The following is a 16,552-nucleotide window of genomic DNA, read 5'->3' as shown; positions in this document are numbered from 1 at the left end:
CCTGTCAGGGCAGCCACCGCTGCACCAGCCTGACAATCCCCTTGACCCGAGGATTGTCAAACAATCTAGGAGAGAAATAAGCGCCCGCGGCGCGTTTGCCAATCTCCGCCACGGTCGGATATGGCGCAATCATGCCTGCGACCTGGCTCATTTTGAGCTGATTGGCGATCGCCAGCGACCAAAGCGCGATATGTTCGCCCGCTTGTGGCCCGACGATCGAGGCCCCGACAGGGCGCCCCTTCACCACCATGATCTTGATCCGCCCACGTGCCTTGCGCTCGGCCACGAGCCGGTCATTGCCATCAAGGTCAAACCGCACGACTTCAAGCTTTTCGCCATGGAGGTCGCGCGCCTCTGCCTCGGTCTGGCCGACCTGTGCAAGCTCGGGATCGGTATAGGTCGCATGCGGGATATGGGCCACTTGCGTCTTCGCCGGAATCCCGAATAGCGCCGAGCGGATGACGATACCAGCATGATATCCCGCGACATGGGTGAACTGCTTGCCGCCCGCCACATCACCAATGGCATAGACCCTGCGATTGCTGGTCTTCAGGCTCGAATCGACCTTGATTCCCGTTTTCGTCGTCTCGACCCCCGCCGCCTCAAGGTTGAGCCGCTCGATATTCGCCTTGCGCCCCACCGCGACAAGAAGATGCGACCCATCAAACACCCGCCCGTCCTTTGCCTCGACCCGGATTGCGCCCGCCTTGCCGCTGATCTTTTCGGCAAGCGCGCCTTCCTCGATCTGCAACCCTTCCGCGCGCAGCTGATCGATCACGAACGCAGCCATTTCCGGATCGTCGCGCCCGAACACCTTGTCGCCCTCGATCACGGTAACTTTGCAGCCAAGCCGCAAATGCGCCTGCGCCATTTCCATCCCGATGGGACCGCCGCCGATGATGAGAAGATGCTCGGGCCGCTCGGTGAGATCAAACAGCGTCTCATTGGTGAGATACGGCACATCCGCCAACCCCGGAATCGGCGGCACGAAGGGCGACGACCCGGTCGCGACTACGATTCGCCGCGCTTTGATGCGATAGCCGCCCGCCTCAACCTCGCGCGGCGCCACAAAGCGCCCGAATTCCGAGATGACCCGCACGCCCAAACCTTCGAATCTCTCTACGGAATCATGCGGCGCAATCTGGGCGATGACATCGGCCACATGTGCCTTGGCGGCAGCATAGTCAATCTCGGGCGCATGATCCGCAACGCCCATCCCGCCTGCATGGGCCTGTGCATAGGCGGCCTTGCCGCTGGCCAGCAGAGCCTTGGAGGGGACGCATCCATAGTTGAGGCAATCGCCGCCCATCTTGTGCCCTTCAAGAAGCACAACATCCGCCCCCATCTGCACCGCCCCGGCTGCGACCGAAAGCCCGCCAGACCCGGCCCCGATGACAAGGATATCCGTCTTGATCTGTTCCATGCTCAAATCTCCTTCCCGCCGCGCAGCGCCTTGATGACAATCGGCAGCGCCGCCAGCGCGCAAAGCCCGAGAAGCGGCAAGAGAATCTGCGGTTCGAAGATCACACCGAGATCCGGCGCTTCGCCGCGTTCAAACACCTCACCTAGCCCCGCGCCCACCGATGTATAGACCACACCGCCGGGAATGATGCCGATAAAGGTCGACAGGACAAAACGCATCAACGGCACCCCGACAAAAGCCGGCAACAAGTTCGCAACAAAGAACGGCACCGCAGGCACAAGGCGGATCAAGAACAACATCGACCATTGGTTTTCATCGAGCGCCGCCTTGATCCGTTTCACTCGGCCTTCCGACGAGTCCATACGTGCCGACAACCGCTCGCCAAAACCCCAGCGCGCGGCAAGGAAAATGGCCGTCGCGCCGATGGTGGCGGCGGTGATATTGAACACCGCACCGGGAAAGACCCCGAAAAGAAACCCGCCGGTCAGCGTCGCCACCGTCGCCCCCGGAAGCGAGAAGGCGACGATCACCACATAGGCCGCCATGAAGACAAGCACCGCCGCGCCATAGTGGGAATCGCGGAACGCCAGTAGCGCCTCACGGTTTTCGCGCAGCGTCTCAAAGCTCAATTGATCCCCAAGCGTGAGCGCCCCAACCCCTGCCACGACAAGGATCGCGATGATGGGAAGGAACCGCCCCACCCCCGATTTGCGCTCTTGGTCTGCCATCTGGCTCATATCCTCTTCTTGCGTGCTCATGCCTTTCAACATGCGCCACGTGCTCTGCAAACAACAGGGGCTTCACGGGCGCTTGATCTTGCAGGTGATTCCCGTGAAGATCAGCCCGTTCCGGGGCCTGTTTTGAAACATTCCGCGCCGGAGGGGCATTTCCGCCCCACTCGGGCGCAGGTTTTGTTGCAAAACCGCGATCCCGCGTTTGACTTATGTGAAACACCCCCCTATAGACCGGGCTTCGAATAGCACATGGGCCAGCGATTCCGCGCTTGGCGCCCTGACAGATACGGAGACGGAGCGATGAAACGCACCTACCAACCCTCGAACCTGGTTCGCAAGCGCCGCCACGGCTTCCGTGCGCGTATGGCCACCAAAGCTGGCCGCAAGATCCTGAACGCACGCCGCGCACGCGGCCGCAAGTCGCTGAGCGCATAAAGCGTAGCGACCGTTCTGACGGACATGACACCGCCGGAGGCCCCCAAGGATGGCAACGCCGCCCAAGGGGATACGCCCCCGGCGGTGTCCGTTTGTCTTGAGGTTCTGAAAAACCGAAGCGAGTTCCTTGCCGCCGCCCGCGCCCGCAAACAGGGCACCAAGGCGATGATGGTGCAGGCTCGCAAACGCCGTGAGGGTGAGAACCCGGCGCCGGAGGCTATCCGCGTCGGGTTTACCTGTTCCAAGAAGGTCGGCAACGCCGTGGCGCGCAACCGCGCCAAGCGCCGCCTGCGCGAAGTCGCCCGCCTGATCCTGCCAACCCATGGCCAACCGGGCTGGGATTACGTGTTGATCGGTCGTGCGACCGAGACCGCCGCGCGGCCCTTCGAGACGCTTCAGGGCGATCTCGTCTACGCCCTGCGCAAACTCCACGCCCAGAAATGACGCCGCTCGCCCATATCGTCGCGTTGCCTGTGCGCGCCTACCGTCTGATCTTTTCGCCCTGGGTCGGCCACAACTGCCGCTTTCAACCGACATGCTCGGCCTATGCGCTCGAGGCGCTCGAGAAACACGGGGCGATCCGGGGCACGCTCTTGACCCTGCGCCGTCTCGGCAAATGCCACCCTCTCGGAAGCGAAGGCTACGATCCCGTCCCCGAGCCCCGCGACCGGGACTGACCGCGCCACACCGGCCATTCTCTGCCGCTCGGTGGTATTTTTCCCCGGAATACTGATTTACACTCTCCTGAACAGCGGCCGGGGATTGCGTCGCCCGCAGGCCGATAGTAGGCAGAGAACGCAGAATTAAAGGGGGTGTTGGCGCATGGATGATCCCAAGACGCTGGTTTCGACGGAATGGCTCGCGGCCCATATGAAAGACCCGGATCTTCGGATTCTTGATGGGTCATGGCACCTGCCGACGGTGGATCGCGACCCAAAGGCCGAATACGAGGCGGCCCACATTCCCGGCGCGCGCTTCTTCGACATTGATGAAATCGCCGACCTGCGCAGTGACCTGCCCCACATGGCGCCACCGGTCGAGAAGTTCATGAGCCGCATGCGCGCCATGGGCGTCGGCGATGGCCATCAGGTTGTGGTTTACGACAGCGGCGGCACCACAGTGGCGACCCGCGTCTGGTGGACCTTCCGCCTCATGGGTTTCAACGACATTGCCGTGCTCGACGGTGGCCTCCCCAAGTGGCAGGCCGAAGGCCGCCCGACCGAGGACATGCCCCCGATCGTGCGCGACCGTCACATGACCGTGCGCCGTCAGAACCACCTCGTGAAGGATGTGACGCAGGTCGCTGCCGCCTCCAAGCTCGGCGATTACGAGATCATCGACGTGCGCGCCCGTGGCCGGTTCATCGGCGAGGATGACGAACCCCGCCCCGGCCTGCGCAAGGGGCATATCCCCGGCTCCAAGAACCTGCCGTGGAATGACCTCCTGAACGAAGACGGCACCATGAAAGATCCCGACACCCTGCGCAGCCTGTTCGAGGCCGCCGGGATCGACCTCACCAAACCCGCCATTACGACCTGCGGTTCGGGCGGCACCGCGCCCATTCTCTGCATGGCCATGGAGCGTATCGGCAAGACCGATCACGCCCTCTACGACGGCTCTTGGGCCGAATGGGGCGCCTTCCCGACCCTTCCCATCGCGACCGGAGACGCATGATGTTCGACAAACTCAAAGCTCAACCCGCCGACAAGATCCTCGCCCTCATGGCGATGTATCGCGAAGACCCGCGCCCGACCAAGATCGACCTTGGCGTTGGCGTCTACAAGAACGCCGAAGGCGTGACCCCGGTCATGCGCGCGGTCAAGGAAGCCGAGCGCCGCCTCGTCGCGGAACAGACGACGAAATCCTATGTCGGCCTGCCCGGCGATCCGGCCTTTGCCGACGCCATGATCGACCTCGTGCTCTCTGAGACCGTCGAGCGCGAGCGCATCGCCGCCATCGCGACCCCGGGCGGCACGGGTGCCGTGCGTCAGGCATTCGAACTGATCCGCAACACGAGCCCCGACGCCACCGTCTGGGTTTCGAACCCGACCTGGCCGAACCACGTGTCGATCCTGAACTACCTCGGGATGAATCACACCGCCTACCGTTATTTCGATGCCGAAACCCGAAGCGTCGATTTCAACGGCATGATGGAAGATCTCGCCGAGGCCAAGCCGGGCGATGTGGTGCTTCTGCATGGCTGCTGTCACAACCCGACCGGCGCCAACCTGAACTTGACCGAATGGCAGGCCGTGGTGGACCTCCTGAACGAGAAGGGCCTCCTGCCGATGATCGACATTGCCTATCAAGGCTTTGGCGATGGCCTTGAATCGGACGCCGCTGCCACGCGCCTCGTGGCCTCGAAGGTGCCCGAATGCCTCATCGCCGGTAGCTGCTCCAAGAACTTCGGCGTCTACCGCGAGCGCACCGGCATCCTGATGGCGATCTCCGAGACCGCCGAAGGCACCCCTGTGACCCAAGGCAACCTCAACTTCCTCAACCGTCAGAACTATTCCTTCCCGCCCGACCACGGCGCGCGGGTCGTGACGACGATCCTGACCGATCCCACCCTGCGTGCGGATTGGGCGGCGGAGCTTGAGGATACCCGCCTCGGCATGCTCGCCCTGCGGGAACAACTCGCGAGCGAACTTCAGCGCCTCTCCGGCTCGGACCGTTTCGGCTTCCTTGCCCAGCATCGCGGCATGTTCTCACAGCTTGGCACCACACCCGATATGGTCGAGCGCCTGCGCGCCGAACATGCGATCTACATGGTCTCTGACAGCCGCCTCAACATTGCGGGTCTGAACAAGACCACGGTGCCGATCCTCGCACAGGCCATCGTCGACACCGGCATCTGATCCGGCAAACCACACACACGAAGGCCGCGCATCTCGACATGGGCGGCCTTTGTCTTTGGCGCGACACGCGCTTGGTATAGGGTCGCGGCAACGACACGCGCGGCACAAGGGTAATGGTCATGTTGAGACCCATTCTGGCACTCTGCCTTTCGGCAGTCTTCGCCCTCTCCGGCTGCGCCGCTCTCTATGACCGTAGCGCTGTCGTCCCTCCGGCAGATCGCTATGAAGAATTTCAGCCGGTTGGCTTTGACCGCCCGATCCGCATGTATGACGACGCCCGCGGCGAAGATCTCGAAGCCCTGCTCGGCTCTTATCGCGACTGGGCCGCGCATTGGCCGGGGTCGCGCCGTGGTCTCGACATCCTCGCCCTGTCCGGCGGCGGCCAGTACGGCGCCTTCGGCGCAGGCGTTCTTGCAGGATGGACCGAGGCCGGCACCCGCCCCCGCTTCGACATGGTCACCGGTGTCTCAACCGGCGCCCTGATCGCGCCCTTCGCCTTTCTCGGCCCCGACTATGACGACCGCCTCAAGCGGTTCTATACCCAGACCTCCACCAAGGACATTCTCTCGATCAATATCGCGGGCCTATTCGGAGGGCGCGGAGCCGTCGCCTCGACCGCGCCTCTCGCCGCCGCCATTGAACGCGAACTAGACGCTGACCTGATCCGCGCCATCGCCCGCGAAGCCCGCTCTGGGCGGTCTCTCCTGATCGGGACGACGAATATCGACGCCGAGCGCCCGGTGATCTGGGATATCGGTGCCATGGCGCAGGTCGACACCCCCGAGGCCCACGCCATGATCCGCCGCGTGCTGCTCGCCTCCGCCGCAATCCCGATCGCCTTTGAACCTGTCCGCATCCCCGTCACCGATGGCACCCTCTTGCGCGAGGAATTGCATGTCGATGGCGGCCTCACGCGCCAAATCTTCGTCTACCCCGGCAATCTCGACATGCGCCGCCTGCTCCGCGAGATGGGAGCGTCTGGCAAACGCAACGAAATCTGGCTTCTGCAAAACCAACGAATCAAACGCCGCTTCGAGGCCCAGAGCGTTGGCATCGCCAGGATGGGCAAGCGGACCTATGATCTTCTACTGCAGAGCCAGAGCATCGGCGACGAGGACTTTATCCTCTCGCTCGCCGCGCGCGACGGTTTCAACGCCCACACCCTCGCCATTCCCGCGCGGTTCGACGCGGAACCCGAAGAGGTCTTTGACCCGGAATTCATGGGGAAGCTGTTCGACCTCGGCTTTGAGATCGGCAAGTCCGGCGATCAATGGAACCGCAACGCCCAACGCCGCTTCAAATAATCGGAATCACCCCAGATGGGGAAAATCCATCTAATGCATCGCCGTTTGTGGTTCCGGGTGGGTTTGACGCCTCATCATCTGCGGTGCGTCTCGCAGCAAGCTGGACAAGGCGACCGCGAGCTCCATAGCGAGTCCGGCGAAAGGCCGCGCCACGTCCGGACGCACGACCAAGGCCGCAAAAAGCCCAGCCTCATCCGGATCATCGTCGAGTGCTGCCTCGATCAACCCCGCGAACACGGCCTCATCGGCACCAAGGCAATCGCAATCCGGCGCGTGGCGTATGAACGGACGGCGGCCATACCGACTTGCGATATGCATCATCTCGTTCATGACCTCGAGCGCCGCACGCGCACGCACCGCACCAAGCCCATGTGCCAAGATCGCAAGAAGGCGCGTCTGACTTGCCGGGTCCAGCGACCAGATGCGCAGACAGGACACGGCAAGTTGCTCCACCGGGCTAAGATCGGCAAGGACCCCCACCCGCCGTGCGCCGCGCTGCGCAATGACGGTATGCCGGGTCATTTCGTCAGGATGAGCTTGCCCGCGCGCGTAATGCGCAGCGTGTAAAGCTGATCGTTCAGCCGGATATGCGCAAGGCCGTTTTCACCGGTCAGGCGCTCGGCATCATGCAAGGGCAGGCTGCGCAGCGAGTCGGCAGTCATGGGCGTTTGAATAGTCATGTCAGGTCCCCTCTTCGGGTCATGCAGTCGAATCGATGATGTGACGAATGGCTGGCCGGGACGCTGGCGTGGCTGCGCTTAATCTGACTTTTTTAGTCAGATTAATCAAGCGGGTTTTTCAAGGGTCCAAAAGAAAAGCCCGGGCGTCTCCGCCCGGGCCTGTTTTTCTTCGATGTGCCAGCGGCTTAGCCGTTGGTGAACTCGGGGTAGGCTTCCATGCCGAGCTCTGCCATGTCGAGACCGTTGATCTCGGTTTCTTCATCGACCCGCAGACCCATGATGGCCTTGAGGACGAACCAGCAGATGCCCGAGAGGATCACGGTTGCGCCGCCGATGACCACGATACCGTAGAGCTGTGCACCGATGGACGCGTCACCGTTGGTGAAGACAACCGCGATGGTGCCCCAGATACCTGCGATGAGGTGAACCGGGATCGCGCCGACAACGTCGTCGATCTTGAGCTTGTCGAGGAACGGAACCGCGAAGACCACGATCACACCACCAACTGCACCGATCAGCGTCGCTGCGCCGAGGGTCGGGGTGAGCGGCTCAGCGGTGATCGACACGAGACCAGCCAGGGCGCCGTTGAGAACCATGGTGAGGTCCGGCTTCTTGTACAAGATCTGCGTCAGGATCAGGGCCGCGATGGCGCCGCCTGCTGCTGCGGTGTTGGTGTTCGAGAAGATACGCGACACGTCAGCCACATCACCGACCGAGCCCATTGCGAGCTGCGAGCCACCGTTGAAGCCGAACCAGCCGAGCCACAGGATGAACGTACCCAGCGTTGCGAGGGTCAGGTTCGAACCCGGCATCGGGATGGTCTTGCCGTCTTTGTACTTGCCGATACGCGGGCCAAGGATGATCGCGCCGGTCAGAGCGGCCCAGCCACCCACGGAGTGCACGATGGTCGAGCCAGCGAAGTCCGAGAAGCCAGCTTCGCCCACGAAGCCACCACCCCAGGTCCACGACGCGGTCAGCGGATAGATGATACCGGTGAGCAGGATCGTGAAGACAAGGAACGGCCACAGCTTGATACGCTCAGCAAGCGTACCAGAGACGATCGACGCGGTTGCCGCGCAGAACATCAGCTGGAAGAAAAAGTCCGAACCAGTCGAGGCATAGGAATAGTCGTCTGCCGCGTCGGCGGTCACGCCAACGGCTTCGAGAACACCGGGGCCCCAAACGCCCGACAGCACGCCTTCGACCGACCAGGTGCCGAGCGGGTACATCAGGTTGTAGCCGATCAGGTAGTAGAAGATCGACGCGAGACCGAACAGCGCCATGTTCTTGGTGAGCTGCATGGTGACGTTCTTGGAGCGCACGAGGCCCGCCTCGAGCATGGCAAAACCGGCTGCCATGAAGAACACGAGGAAGCCGCCCACAAGGAACAGCAGCGAGTTCAGGATAAACACGGTATCGGTCGACGGGTTCACACCCGCAGCCGGACCTTCCTGGGCAAGACCCATCACCGGCATCGCGCTAAGCGCGATGGGCAGGGCAAATTTCGTAAGTTTCGTCATTTCTTTTGTCCTCCTGCACCGATTAGAGTGCGTCTGCGTCTGTTTCGCCGGTGCGCACGCGGATCGCTTGCTGCACGTCGAGCACGAAGATTTTGCCGTCGCCGATTTTGCCGGTCTGGGCCGTCTTGGTGATGGTTTCCGCGACCTGATCGGCCATGGAGGCCGGAACGACGATTTCGAGTTTGATCTTGGGCACGAAATTCACAGCGTATTCCGCGCCGCGATAGATTTCTGTGTGGCCCGACTGAGAGCCGAAGCCCTTAATTTCCGTGACCATCATGCCGCGCACGCCGATTCCGGTCAGCGCCTCGCGGACCTCCTCGAGCTTGAACGGTTTGATCGTTGCAATAATCAGTTTCACCGTTTTCCCCTTTCTTGGTACAGGGTTTGTCCCTGCGTCTGTGCAGATGCAGAAAACCCCTGAATCAGGTCCAAAACGAAGACTCCGCCTAAGATTCCGCCGCTTAAATCGTCCTTAGTGCACAAATTTTAATCACCACAGGGTCGCCGCACAAAATTTAGGCAAATCAAAAACGCGTCACCCGGACTGATCGGCTCAACATTCGCACCGAACCCGGTTAAAGTGACCGCAACAGAGAATGCCGGGCAGAGCAGCAGATGAGTGATTCAGGTCGTAAGAAACCGCCCCTCGTGGCGGAGAACCGCTATGGGCGGAAACCCAAACCCGCACCCAAACCGCGGGCCAAACCCAAGCCGACACGCAAAACCGCGGCCAAGTCCCGCTTGAAACCCAAGGCCCGGCGTGGTGGCAAACGCCCAAGTGGCGGCCCCTTCGCCCGTCTGGCCCGGCTCGTGCTGTCTCTTCTACGCTGGATCGGACGCCTGATCTGGGCCGTGACATGGCGCACGGGCATGGTCTGCGCTCTCATTCTCGCGATCGCCATTGGATATCTCTATACGACACTGCCCGACCCGGCCGAGCTCTTGGACGGACGGGCCCGCGGCTCGGTGACACTCCTCGACCGCAACGGCGATGTCTTTGCCTGGCGCGGCGATCAGTTCGGCGGCGTGGTCACCGCCGAAAGCGTCTCGCCCGACCTGCGCAATGCCGTGGTCGCCACCGAAGACAAACGCTTCTACCGCCATTTCGGCATAAGCCCCCGCGGCATCGCCAGCGCCGTGCGCATCAATCTGAGCGAAGGACGCGGCCCCCTGTCCGGTCACGGCGGCTCAACCATCACCCAGCAAACCGCCAAGCTCCTCTGCCTCGGCGTCGCCTATGACCCCGAACAATGGGAGAGCGAGGCCGACTACGTGCGCGATTGCCGCCGCACGACCCTCTGGCGCAAAGCCAAGGAAGCGGTCTTCGCGCTGTCTATGGAGGTCAAATATACCAAGGACGAGATCCTCTCGATCTACCTCAACCGGGCCTATATGGGCGGCGGGGCCTATGGCGCCGAGGCAGCAGCCCAACGCTATTTCGGCAAACACGCCGCCGTGGTCAACGCCGCCGAGAGCGCCATGCTCGCCGGCCTGCTGACCGCACCCTCCTCCCTCGCCCCGACATCGAACCTCAAACGGTCGCAGGACCGCGCTGCCACCGTGCTGCGCCTGATGAATGAACAGGACTACCTCAGCGACGAAGAAACGGCCTATTGGCAGGAACACCCCGCAACCCTGAGCCAAGCCGCCAAGGCAAGCACGGGCGGCTATTTCGCCGATTGGGTCATGGCCTCCGGCCCCGAATTCTTCACCCGCAACACCACAGAGGACGTGATCCTACGCACCACGCTCGATCCCCGGATCCAGAAAGCCGCCGAAGACGGTCTGCGCGAGATCTTCGAGAATAAGGTCCGCGACGGCTCCAAGGCACAGGCGGCCATCGTCGTGATGAGCGCCGACGGCGCCGTGCGCGCCATGGTCGGTGGCCGCGACGTCGAGGCAAGCGGCGCTTTCAACCGCGCCGTTCAGGCCAAGCGCCAAACCGGCTCGGCCTTCAAACCCTTCGTCTACGCCGCCGCGCTCGACCTCGGCTATGCCTATGACGATCTGGTCGAAGACGCCCCCTATTGTCTCAATATCCCTGGCTCTGGCGAATGGTGTCCGAAGAACTATACCGGCAAACACTACGGCCAGGTGCCGCTGACCTTCGCGCTGAAGAACTCGCTCAACATCCCTGCGGTGAAAATCTCCGAGGCGGTGGGCCGTGAAAACGTGCGCGCCGTGGCAAGCGGCTTTGGCATCGAAAGCGATCTCGCCGCTGGCCCGGCACTGGCCCTCGGTGCTTCCGAAAGCTCGCTTCTCGAGATGACAGGCGCCTATGCCGGTATCCTCAACGGCGGCTCCTCCGTGACACCCTACGGCCTCATCGAACTGCGCCTTCAGGGCGAGAGCGATCCCCTCATGGGCACTGGCGGCGGCATCGGTGAACGCGTCATCACGGAAAGCGCCGCGCGCGAACTGACCTACATGATGTCCAAGGTGGTGAGCGAAGGCACAGGCCGCCGCGCCGCCCTCAACGGCTGGCAGGTGGCGGGCAAGACCGGCACCACTCAGGCCGCCCGCGATGCCTGGTTCATCGGCTTCACCGCGGAGTATGTTGCCGGGGTCTGGATGGGCTACGATGACAACACCCCCCTCACCGGCGTGACCGGAAGCGGCCTGCCCGCCGAAATCTGGCACGAGGCGATGGTGCGCGTGCACGACGGGATCGCCCCAACACCGCTCCCGGCCTTTGTCCCCAAACCCAAGCCCGACACCCCCGAGCGTCGCCCCGGTGGCGGTATCGAAGGGGTGCTCGACGGGATCATCCGGGACATCTTCGGCGGCCGCTGACTGCCCCCCAAACCTTCACCTTTGTGGAAATACTCCGGGGTGAATGGGCCGCCTGCGGCCAAGAGGGGCAGCGCCCCTGATCCGCGCCCCTCGGGGCGCATGTCCTGCGCGCGCCCGAAGGCGCGCACCGCTGAATAGCTCCGGCCACGAAAAAAGCGCGCCCCGCTCGGGACGCGCCTTCAAATCCAAACATCTGCGGGTCTCACCCGGCGGATTTCAGATCCGCAACAAGCTGGTCGATATTGCCCTTGCGACGGTCGAGCATCGCGCCGATCTCTTCCTTCTCGCTCAGGCGCAGCGAAATCCCCTCGATGATCATGTCGAAGAAGCGCGGCTTGCCCGACTTGTCCGAAACAAGGAAGTTGACCTGAAAAGGCGACTGCCCGCGCAGCTTCACCGAAGCACGCACCTCATGAAAACTCTTGACCTGGCGGGTGCCCTGAACGGTGATCTCGCCGCCCACGAACTCCTCAAAGCGCTTGCCGTATTTGCGCGCGATATAGCCTTGGAAAGCCGAGGTATAGGCCCGAAGCTGGCCCGACGAGGCCCGCCGCGCATCCACGCCCAGCGCCGAACGCGCAATGATCGGCACATCAGCGTAACGGGCGAAAATACGCTCGAACTGGCTAATCATCTGCGACAGGGATCCGCCGCTCGCGATGACTTTGTTAATGTCGGCGACCACGCGGTCGACAAGCTGCGTGGCCTGCGCATCGCTCAGCGCGAGAGCCCGTGCGGGGGTCAGGGCCACAAGGCCGCTGGCCGCAACGCCCCCAAGAAACATGCGCCGTGTCGTCTCACTCTGCATAAGGGTCTCCTTAGGGTTCGAGATAGGGGTCGGCATACGCATCGCCCGAGGTGATCCCGAGGTCGAAGCGCCGGTTCTGAATGTAGATGCTGCGCGCCTGCGCATAGCTGTCGGCGCTCTCATATAGGAGCGAGTCGATGGTCGCGTCATAGTCATAGCGGTTGCCAAGCTTGTTCAGCACATAGGCCCCAGTGCCAAGATACCGCTCCGGCGCCTCAAGCGCGACCGTCACCGGATCGGTCACGAGGTCAACCACGAGCCCGACCGTATCGCGAGTTGTCGACGGGCCGAACAACGGCAATTCGACATAGTTGCCTTCCGGTGCGCCCCACTTGTGAAGCGTTTCGCCGAAATCGGTGTCTGCGCGCTGCACGCCCATCGCCGTGGCCGGATCGAAGAACCCGCCAAGCCCGACGATCGTGTTGACCGCGAACCGGAAGGTATTGTGCATCGCACCGCCGATATCGGCCTGCAAAAGGTTGTTCATCACGTCATTGGGAAGCGACAGGTGATCGGCAAACCGACTCACGCTGTTGCGCACGGGTTTCGGAACGATCATCCCGTAGCCGTCCGCGACCGGAGAAAAGAGCACCCGGTCCACGTCCTTGTTGAAGGCGTGCATTTGACGGTTCTCGGCCTCACGCGGGTCGCTGACCCCTTGAGTCGAAACCTCCGGATCAACCGTGGCACAGGCCGATAGCAGCAGCCCTACCCCCAGGAAAGACGCGCGAATGATGTAAGTCAGGCGAGACATTAAGGCACCAGTTATTATTGGTATTCTATCTTTGAACTTCGTATCAGGTCATTTAGACCAATCAGGGCGCGGGTCGAAACGTTTTCGCCCTCTTTCATCACCACCTGTGGCGCAGGAGCGACAGAATCGGGCATTTCCCGGCGATCAGGTCGAGACTAAAGCGATTTAGACGGCAGGTAAAACATCCATGAAGCAAACCTCCAACCAGAAAGGCCTCGAAGAACTCCGCGCCGCGCGCCGCGAAAGCCGCCGACTCTACTGGGGTGTGGGGGTGTTTAGCTTCTTTGCCAACCTTCTGATGCTCACCGGGCCGCTTTACATGTTGCAGGTCTATGATCGCGTCCTCGGAAGCCGCTCCGAGGCGACACTGCTCGCGCTTTCGGTGTTGGTGGCCTTTCTTTATGGGGTCATGGGGCTTCTCGATTTCTCACGCGGCCGTATTCTGGCCCGCGTCGGCGCCCGCTTTCAAACCCGGCTGGATCGACGCGTGTTCGATGCAGTGCTGCGCAAATCCGCCGTTGCGCCCGATGCCAACGCCCAAACCGGCCTGCGCGATCTCGAATCGATTCAGCGGCTGATGTCCTCTCCGGTCCTGATCTCGGCCTTTGACATCCCGTGGACCCCGTTCTTCCTCGCCGGGATCGCCCTGTTTCACCCCTGGCTTGGCCTGCTTGCGATCGGTGGTGGGGGGCTGCTGATTGCTGCGACCTACCTGAACCAGTCGGTGACGCGCTCTCCGCTGCTCAAAGCCAGCACGCGCACGCATCGTGCCGAAATGCTCGGCGAACAGATTCGGACCGAATCCGAGATGGTGCAGGCCATGGGGATGCGCACCGCCGCCTTTGACCGCTGGCAGAGCGCGCGCGATGCCTCGCTCAAGGCACAGGTGGCCGCCTCCGACCTGAGCGGTGGCTTCACCTCCACGACCAAGACATTCCGCCTTTTCCTGCAATCCGCGATGCTCGGCCTCGGGGCCTATCTTGTTCTTCTCGGTGAACTGACTCCTGGCGCGATGATCGCAGGCTCAATCCTGCTCGGACGCGCCTTGGCGCCCATCGAACTGGCCATTGCGCAATGGCAAACGGTGCAACGCGCACGGCAGGGCTGGAACAACCTTTCCGAATTGCTGTCTGCCGTGCCTCCGGAAGGCGCGCGCACCGAACTGCCTGCCCCCAAAGCACATCTCGACGTGCATCAGCTCACGGTCTTCCCCCCCGGCGAGAAACAGGCGGCCTTGCGCGGCGTGACCTTCGCGCTGCAACCCGGACAGGCGCTTGGCGTGATCGGTCCCTCCGGCGCAGGCAAATCGACGCTGGCACGCGCCCTGACCGGAGTCTGGCCCCCGGCCGCAGGGAAGATCCGCCTCGATGGCGCGACGCTTGATCAATATGATCCCGACCGTCTCGGCGAATATATCGGCTACCTGCCCCAGCGCGTGCAGCTCTTCGAAGGTAGCATCGCCGAGAACATCGCCCGCCTCTCGGGCGCGCCCGATGCCGAGAAGGTGGTCGCCGCCGCGAAGAAAGCCGCAGCACATGACATGATCGTGCGTCTTCCCGATGGCTATGACACCCGCATTTCGCAGGGTGGTGGGCGCCTCTCCGGCGGTCAAATTCAGCGCATCGGCCTCGCCCGCGCCCTCTACGCCGATCCGGTGATCCTCGTGCTGGACGAGCCGAATTCCAACCTCGACAACGAAGGCTCTGTTGCGCTCAACGGCGCGATCAAGGCCATGAAGGCCGCGGGCAAATCGGTGCTCATCATGGCGCACCGCCCCGCCGCGATCCAGGAATGCGATCTTTTGCTCGTCATCGACGGAGGCCTGCGCACGGCCTTCGGACCCAAGGATGAGGTACTGCGCAACATGGTCGTCAATCATCAACAGATTCAGCAAGCGACCGGTAAGGGAGGCGGTGTCCAATGAGCGACCCCAAGACAACCTGGTCTGCCCGCACCCCGCTGACCATCGGATTCGTTGCGCTCCTGATCCTGGTCGGGGGCTTCGGCTCTTGGTCGGTGTTTTCCGAACTCTCTGGCGCGGTGATCGCCAGCGGGCGCATCGAGGTCGATCAGAACCGGCAGGTGGTGCAACACCCGGATGGTGGCGTGGTCGAAGAAATCCTCGTCGATGAAGGCGACTTGATCGAGGCAGGACAGACCCTGATCCGGCTGGATTCGACCCTTCTCGCCTCCAACCTCGCCATCGTCGAGGGACAGCTCTATGAGCTGATGGCGCGCCGCGGACGTCTCACCGCCGAACGCGACGAGAGTGCTGAGGTGGTCTTTGACGACGAACTTCTCGAGATCGCCCGCAACAATCCCAACGTGCAGGATATCCTCGATGGCCAGCGCCGTCTGTTCCGCGCCCGGCTCGACTCGCTGGATCGCGAAGTCGATCAACTCGGCAAACGCCGCGGTCAGATCGCCGATCAGGTGCGCGGCATCGAGGCCCAGCAGGAAGCCCTCGAAGTGCAGCTTGCGCTCATCGTCGAAGAACTCGTGGATCAGCGTAGCCTCCTCGCCAAAGGGCTCGCACAGGCAAGCCGCGTCCTGTCCTTGCAACGCGAAGAAGCCTCGCTAAGCGGTCGCGTTGGAGAGCTTGCCGCCACCCGCGCACAGGCCTTGGGCCGCATCACCGAGATCGAAATCGAGATTATCAAGCTCTCGACCCGCCGCCGCGAAGAGGCCATCACCCGCCTGCGCGACCTGCAATACCGCGAGCTTGAACTGGCCGAGCAACGCCGCGCCCTGCGCGAACAACTCGCCCGCCTCGACATCACCGCGCCCGTGTCCGGAATCGTCTACGGGCTGCGGGTCTTTACGCCGCGCTCTGTGATCCGTGCTGCCGATCCGGTGCTGTTCATCGTGCCGCAGGACCGCCCCCTCGTGATCGCCGCCCAAGTGCCGACGATCCACGTCGATAAGGTCTTTACCGGACAAGAGGTCATCCTGCGCTTCTCCGCCCTCGATCAGCGCAACACCCCCGAACTCTTCGGCGCGGTGACCAAAGTCTCTGCCGACGCCTTCACCGACGAACAGACCGGCATCTCCTATTACCGGACCGAGATCGTCCTCCAAGATGGGGAAATCGAGAAACTACCGGACAACGCGCGCCTCGTCCCCGGCATGCCCGCCGAGACCTATCTGCGCACCGGCGACCATGCCCCGATCGCCTATCTGCTGAAGCCGCTGACCGACTATTTCGTCAAGGCGTTCCGCGAATAAGACCATTGGTCAAAC

The 16,552-nt window shown here is 62.7% G+C and carries 17 protein-coding genes; 9 read left to right on the top strand and 8 right to left on the bottom strand.

What is annotated here, in order from left to right; translation table 11 throughout:
- Nucleotides 1–4: 4 nt before the first annotated feature.
- Together MK745_RS03780 and MK745_RS03775 are read right to left on the bottom strand one after the other, a co-directional pair.
- Nucleotides 5–1,423: a dihydrolipoyl dehydrogenase family protein gene (locus MK745_RS03780; protein ID WP_243611931.1), complete on the bottom strand. Its 1,419-nt coding sequence runs from the start codon at nucleotides 1,421–1,423 to the stop codon at nucleotides 5–7.
- A gap of 2 nt (nucleotides 1,424–1,425) precedes the next feature.
- Nucleotides 1,426–2,160 (bottom strand): TVP38/TMEM64 family protein, encoded by a 735-nt coding sequence (locus MK745_RS03775; protein ID WP_243611956.1) that lies wholly within the window; start codon nucleotides 2,158–2,160, stop codon nucleotides 1,426–1,428.
- 297 nt (nucleotides 2,161–2,457) lie between these two features.
- Here MK745_RS03775 and rpmH point away from each other — a divergent pair, with 297 nt between their 5' ends.
- The 6 genes from rpmH (at nucleotide 2,458) to MK745_RS03745 (ending at nucleotide 6,754) form a co-directional block, all read left to right on the top strand.
- Nucleotides 2,458–2,592: a 50S ribosomal protein L34 gene (gene rpmH / locus MK745_RS03770; protein ID WP_005980833.1), complete on the top strand. Its 135-nt coding sequence runs from the start codon at nucleotides 2,458–2,460 to the stop codon at nucleotides 2,590–2,592.
- A gap of 24 nt (nucleotides 2,593–2,616) precedes the next feature.
- Nucleotides 2,617–3,036 carry a ribonuclease P protein component gene (gene rnpA, locus MK745_RS03765; RefSeq protein WP_243611930.1) on the top strand — a complete coding sequence of 140 codons (420 nt, stop codon included), beginning with the start codon at nucleotides 2,617–2,619 and terminating at the stop codon, nucleotides 3,034–3,036.
- Nucleotides 3,033–3,269 (top strand): membrane protein insertion efficiency factor YidD, encoded by a 237-nt coding sequence (yidD, locus tag MK745_RS03760; RefSeq protein WP_243611929.1) that lies wholly within the window; start codon nucleotides 3,033–3,035, stop codon nucleotides 3,267–3,269. The genes rnpA and yidD overlap by 4 nt, the downstream gene beginning before the upstream one ends.
- Before the next feature lie 145 nt (nucleotides 3,270–3,414).
- A complete protein-coding gene (gene sseA, locus MK745_RS03755) occupies nucleotides 3,415–4,266 on the top strand; it encodes a 3-mercaptopyruvate sulfurtransferase (RefSeq protein WP_243611928.1) in 852 nt (283 codons plus the stop codon).
- Nucleotides 4,266–5,450: an aromatic amino acid transaminase gene (locus MK745_RS03750; RefSeq protein ID WP_243611927.1), complete on the top strand. Its 1,185-nt coding sequence runs from the start codon at nucleotides 4,266–4,268 to the stop codon at nucleotides 5,448–5,450. Before sseA ends, MK745_RS03750 begins: the two co-directional genes overlap by 1 nt.
- Nucleotides 5,451–5,569: 119 nt before the next feature.
- On the top strand, nucleotides 5,570–6,754 hold the full coding sequence (locus tag MK745_RS03745; protein ID WP_243611926.1) for a patatin-like phospholipase family protein: 1,185 nt from the start codon (nucleotides 5,570–5,572) through the stop codon (nucleotides 6,752–6,754).
- A 30-nt stretch (nucleotides 6,755–6,784) separates the two neighbouring features.
- Here the strand turns inward: MK745_RS03745 and MK745_RS03740 are convergent, their stop codons facing one another.
- From MK745_RS03740 to MK745_RS03725, 4 genes are all read right to left on the bottom strand, one after another.
- The gene (locus MK745_RS03740) at nucleotides 6,785–7,276 is read right to left on the bottom strand and encodes a hypothetical protein (RefSeq protein ID WP_243611925.1); all 492 of its coding nucleotides are present in this window, start codon (nucleotides 7,274–7,276) and stop codon (nucleotides 6,785–6,787) included.
- Nucleotides 7,273–7,434: a hemin uptake protein HemP gene (gene hemP, locus MK745_RS03735; RefSeq protein WP_243611924.1), complete on the bottom strand. Its 162-nt coding sequence runs from the start codon at nucleotides 7,432–7,434 to the stop codon at nucleotides 7,273–7,275. Before hemP ends, MK745_RS03740 begins: the two co-directional genes overlap by 4 nt.
- 185 nt (nucleotides 7,435–7,619) lie before the next feature.
- A complete protein-coding gene (locus MK745_RS03730) occupies nucleotides 7,620–8,954 on the bottom strand; it encodes an ammonium transporter (RefSeq protein WP_243611923.1) in 1,335 nt (444 codons plus the stop codon).
- 22 nt (nucleotides 8,955–8,976) lie between these two features.
- The gene (locus tag MK745_RS03725) at nucleotides 8,977–9,315 is read right to left on the bottom strand and encodes a P-II family nitrogen regulator (protein WP_243611922.1); all 339 of its coding nucleotides are present in this window, start codon (nucleotides 9,313–9,315) and stop codon (nucleotides 8,977–8,979) included.
- Nucleotides 9,316–9,572: 257 nt separating this feature from the next.
- Between MK745_RS03725 and MK745_RS03720 the strand changes: the two genes are divergently transcribed.
- The gene (locus MK745_RS03720; RefSeq protein ID WP_243611921.1) at nucleotides 9,573–11,750 is read left to right on the top strand and encodes a transglycosylase domain-containing protein; all 2,178 of its coding nucleotides are present in this window, start codon (nucleotides 9,573–9,575) and stop codon (nucleotides 11,748–11,750) included.
- Between the two features lie 202 nt (nucleotides 11,751–11,952).
- Here MK745_RS03720 and MK745_RS03715 read toward each other — a convergent pair whose 3' ends face one another.
- Both MK745_RS03715 and MK745_RS03710 read right to left on the bottom strand, forming a co-directional pair.
- Complete coding sequence (locus MK745_RS03715; protein ID WP_243611920.1) at nucleotides 11,953–12,558, bottom strand: MlaC/ttg2D family ABC transporter substrate-binding protein; 606 nt, start codon at nucleotides 12,556–12,558, stop codon at nucleotides 11,953–11,955.
- Nucleotides 12,559–12,568: 10 nt separating this feature from the next.
- Complete coding sequence (locus MK745_RS03710; RefSeq protein ID WP_243611919.1) at nucleotides 12,569–13,312, bottom strand: MlaA family lipoprotein; 744 nt, start codon at nucleotides 13,310–13,312, stop codon at nucleotides 12,569–12,571.
- Nucleotides 13,313–13,499: 187 nt separating this feature from the next.
- Between MK745_RS03710 and MK745_RS03705 the strand changes: the two genes are divergently transcribed.
- Together MK745_RS03705 and MK745_RS03700 are read left to right on the top strand one after the other, a co-directional pair.
- The gene (locus tag MK745_RS03705) at nucleotides 13,500–15,236 is read left to right on the top strand and encodes a type I secretion system permease/ATPase (RefSeq protein WP_243611918.1); all 1,737 of its coding nucleotides are present in this window, start codon (nucleotides 13,500–13,502) and stop codon (nucleotides 15,234–15,236) included.
- Complete coding sequence (locus MK745_RS03700; RefSeq protein WP_243611917.1) at nucleotides 15,233–16,537, top strand: HlyD family type I secretion periplasmic adaptor subunit; 1,305 nt, start codon at nucleotides 15,233–15,235, stop codon at nucleotides 16,535–16,537. Before MK745_RS03705 ends, MK745_RS03700 begins: the two co-directional genes overlap by 4 nt.
- Nucleotides 16,538–16,552 lie beyond the last annotated feature (15 nt).

It is taken from the genome of Shimia aestuarii (assembly GCF_022814865.1).
In the GTDB taxonomy this organism is placed as follows: Bacteria; Pseudomonadota; Alphaproteobacteria; order Rhodobacterales; family Rhodobacteraceae; genus Shimia; species Shimia aestuarii_A.
Note: the sequence above shows the minus strand (reverse complement) of the source record. Positions and strands in the feature narration are given on the sequence as shown.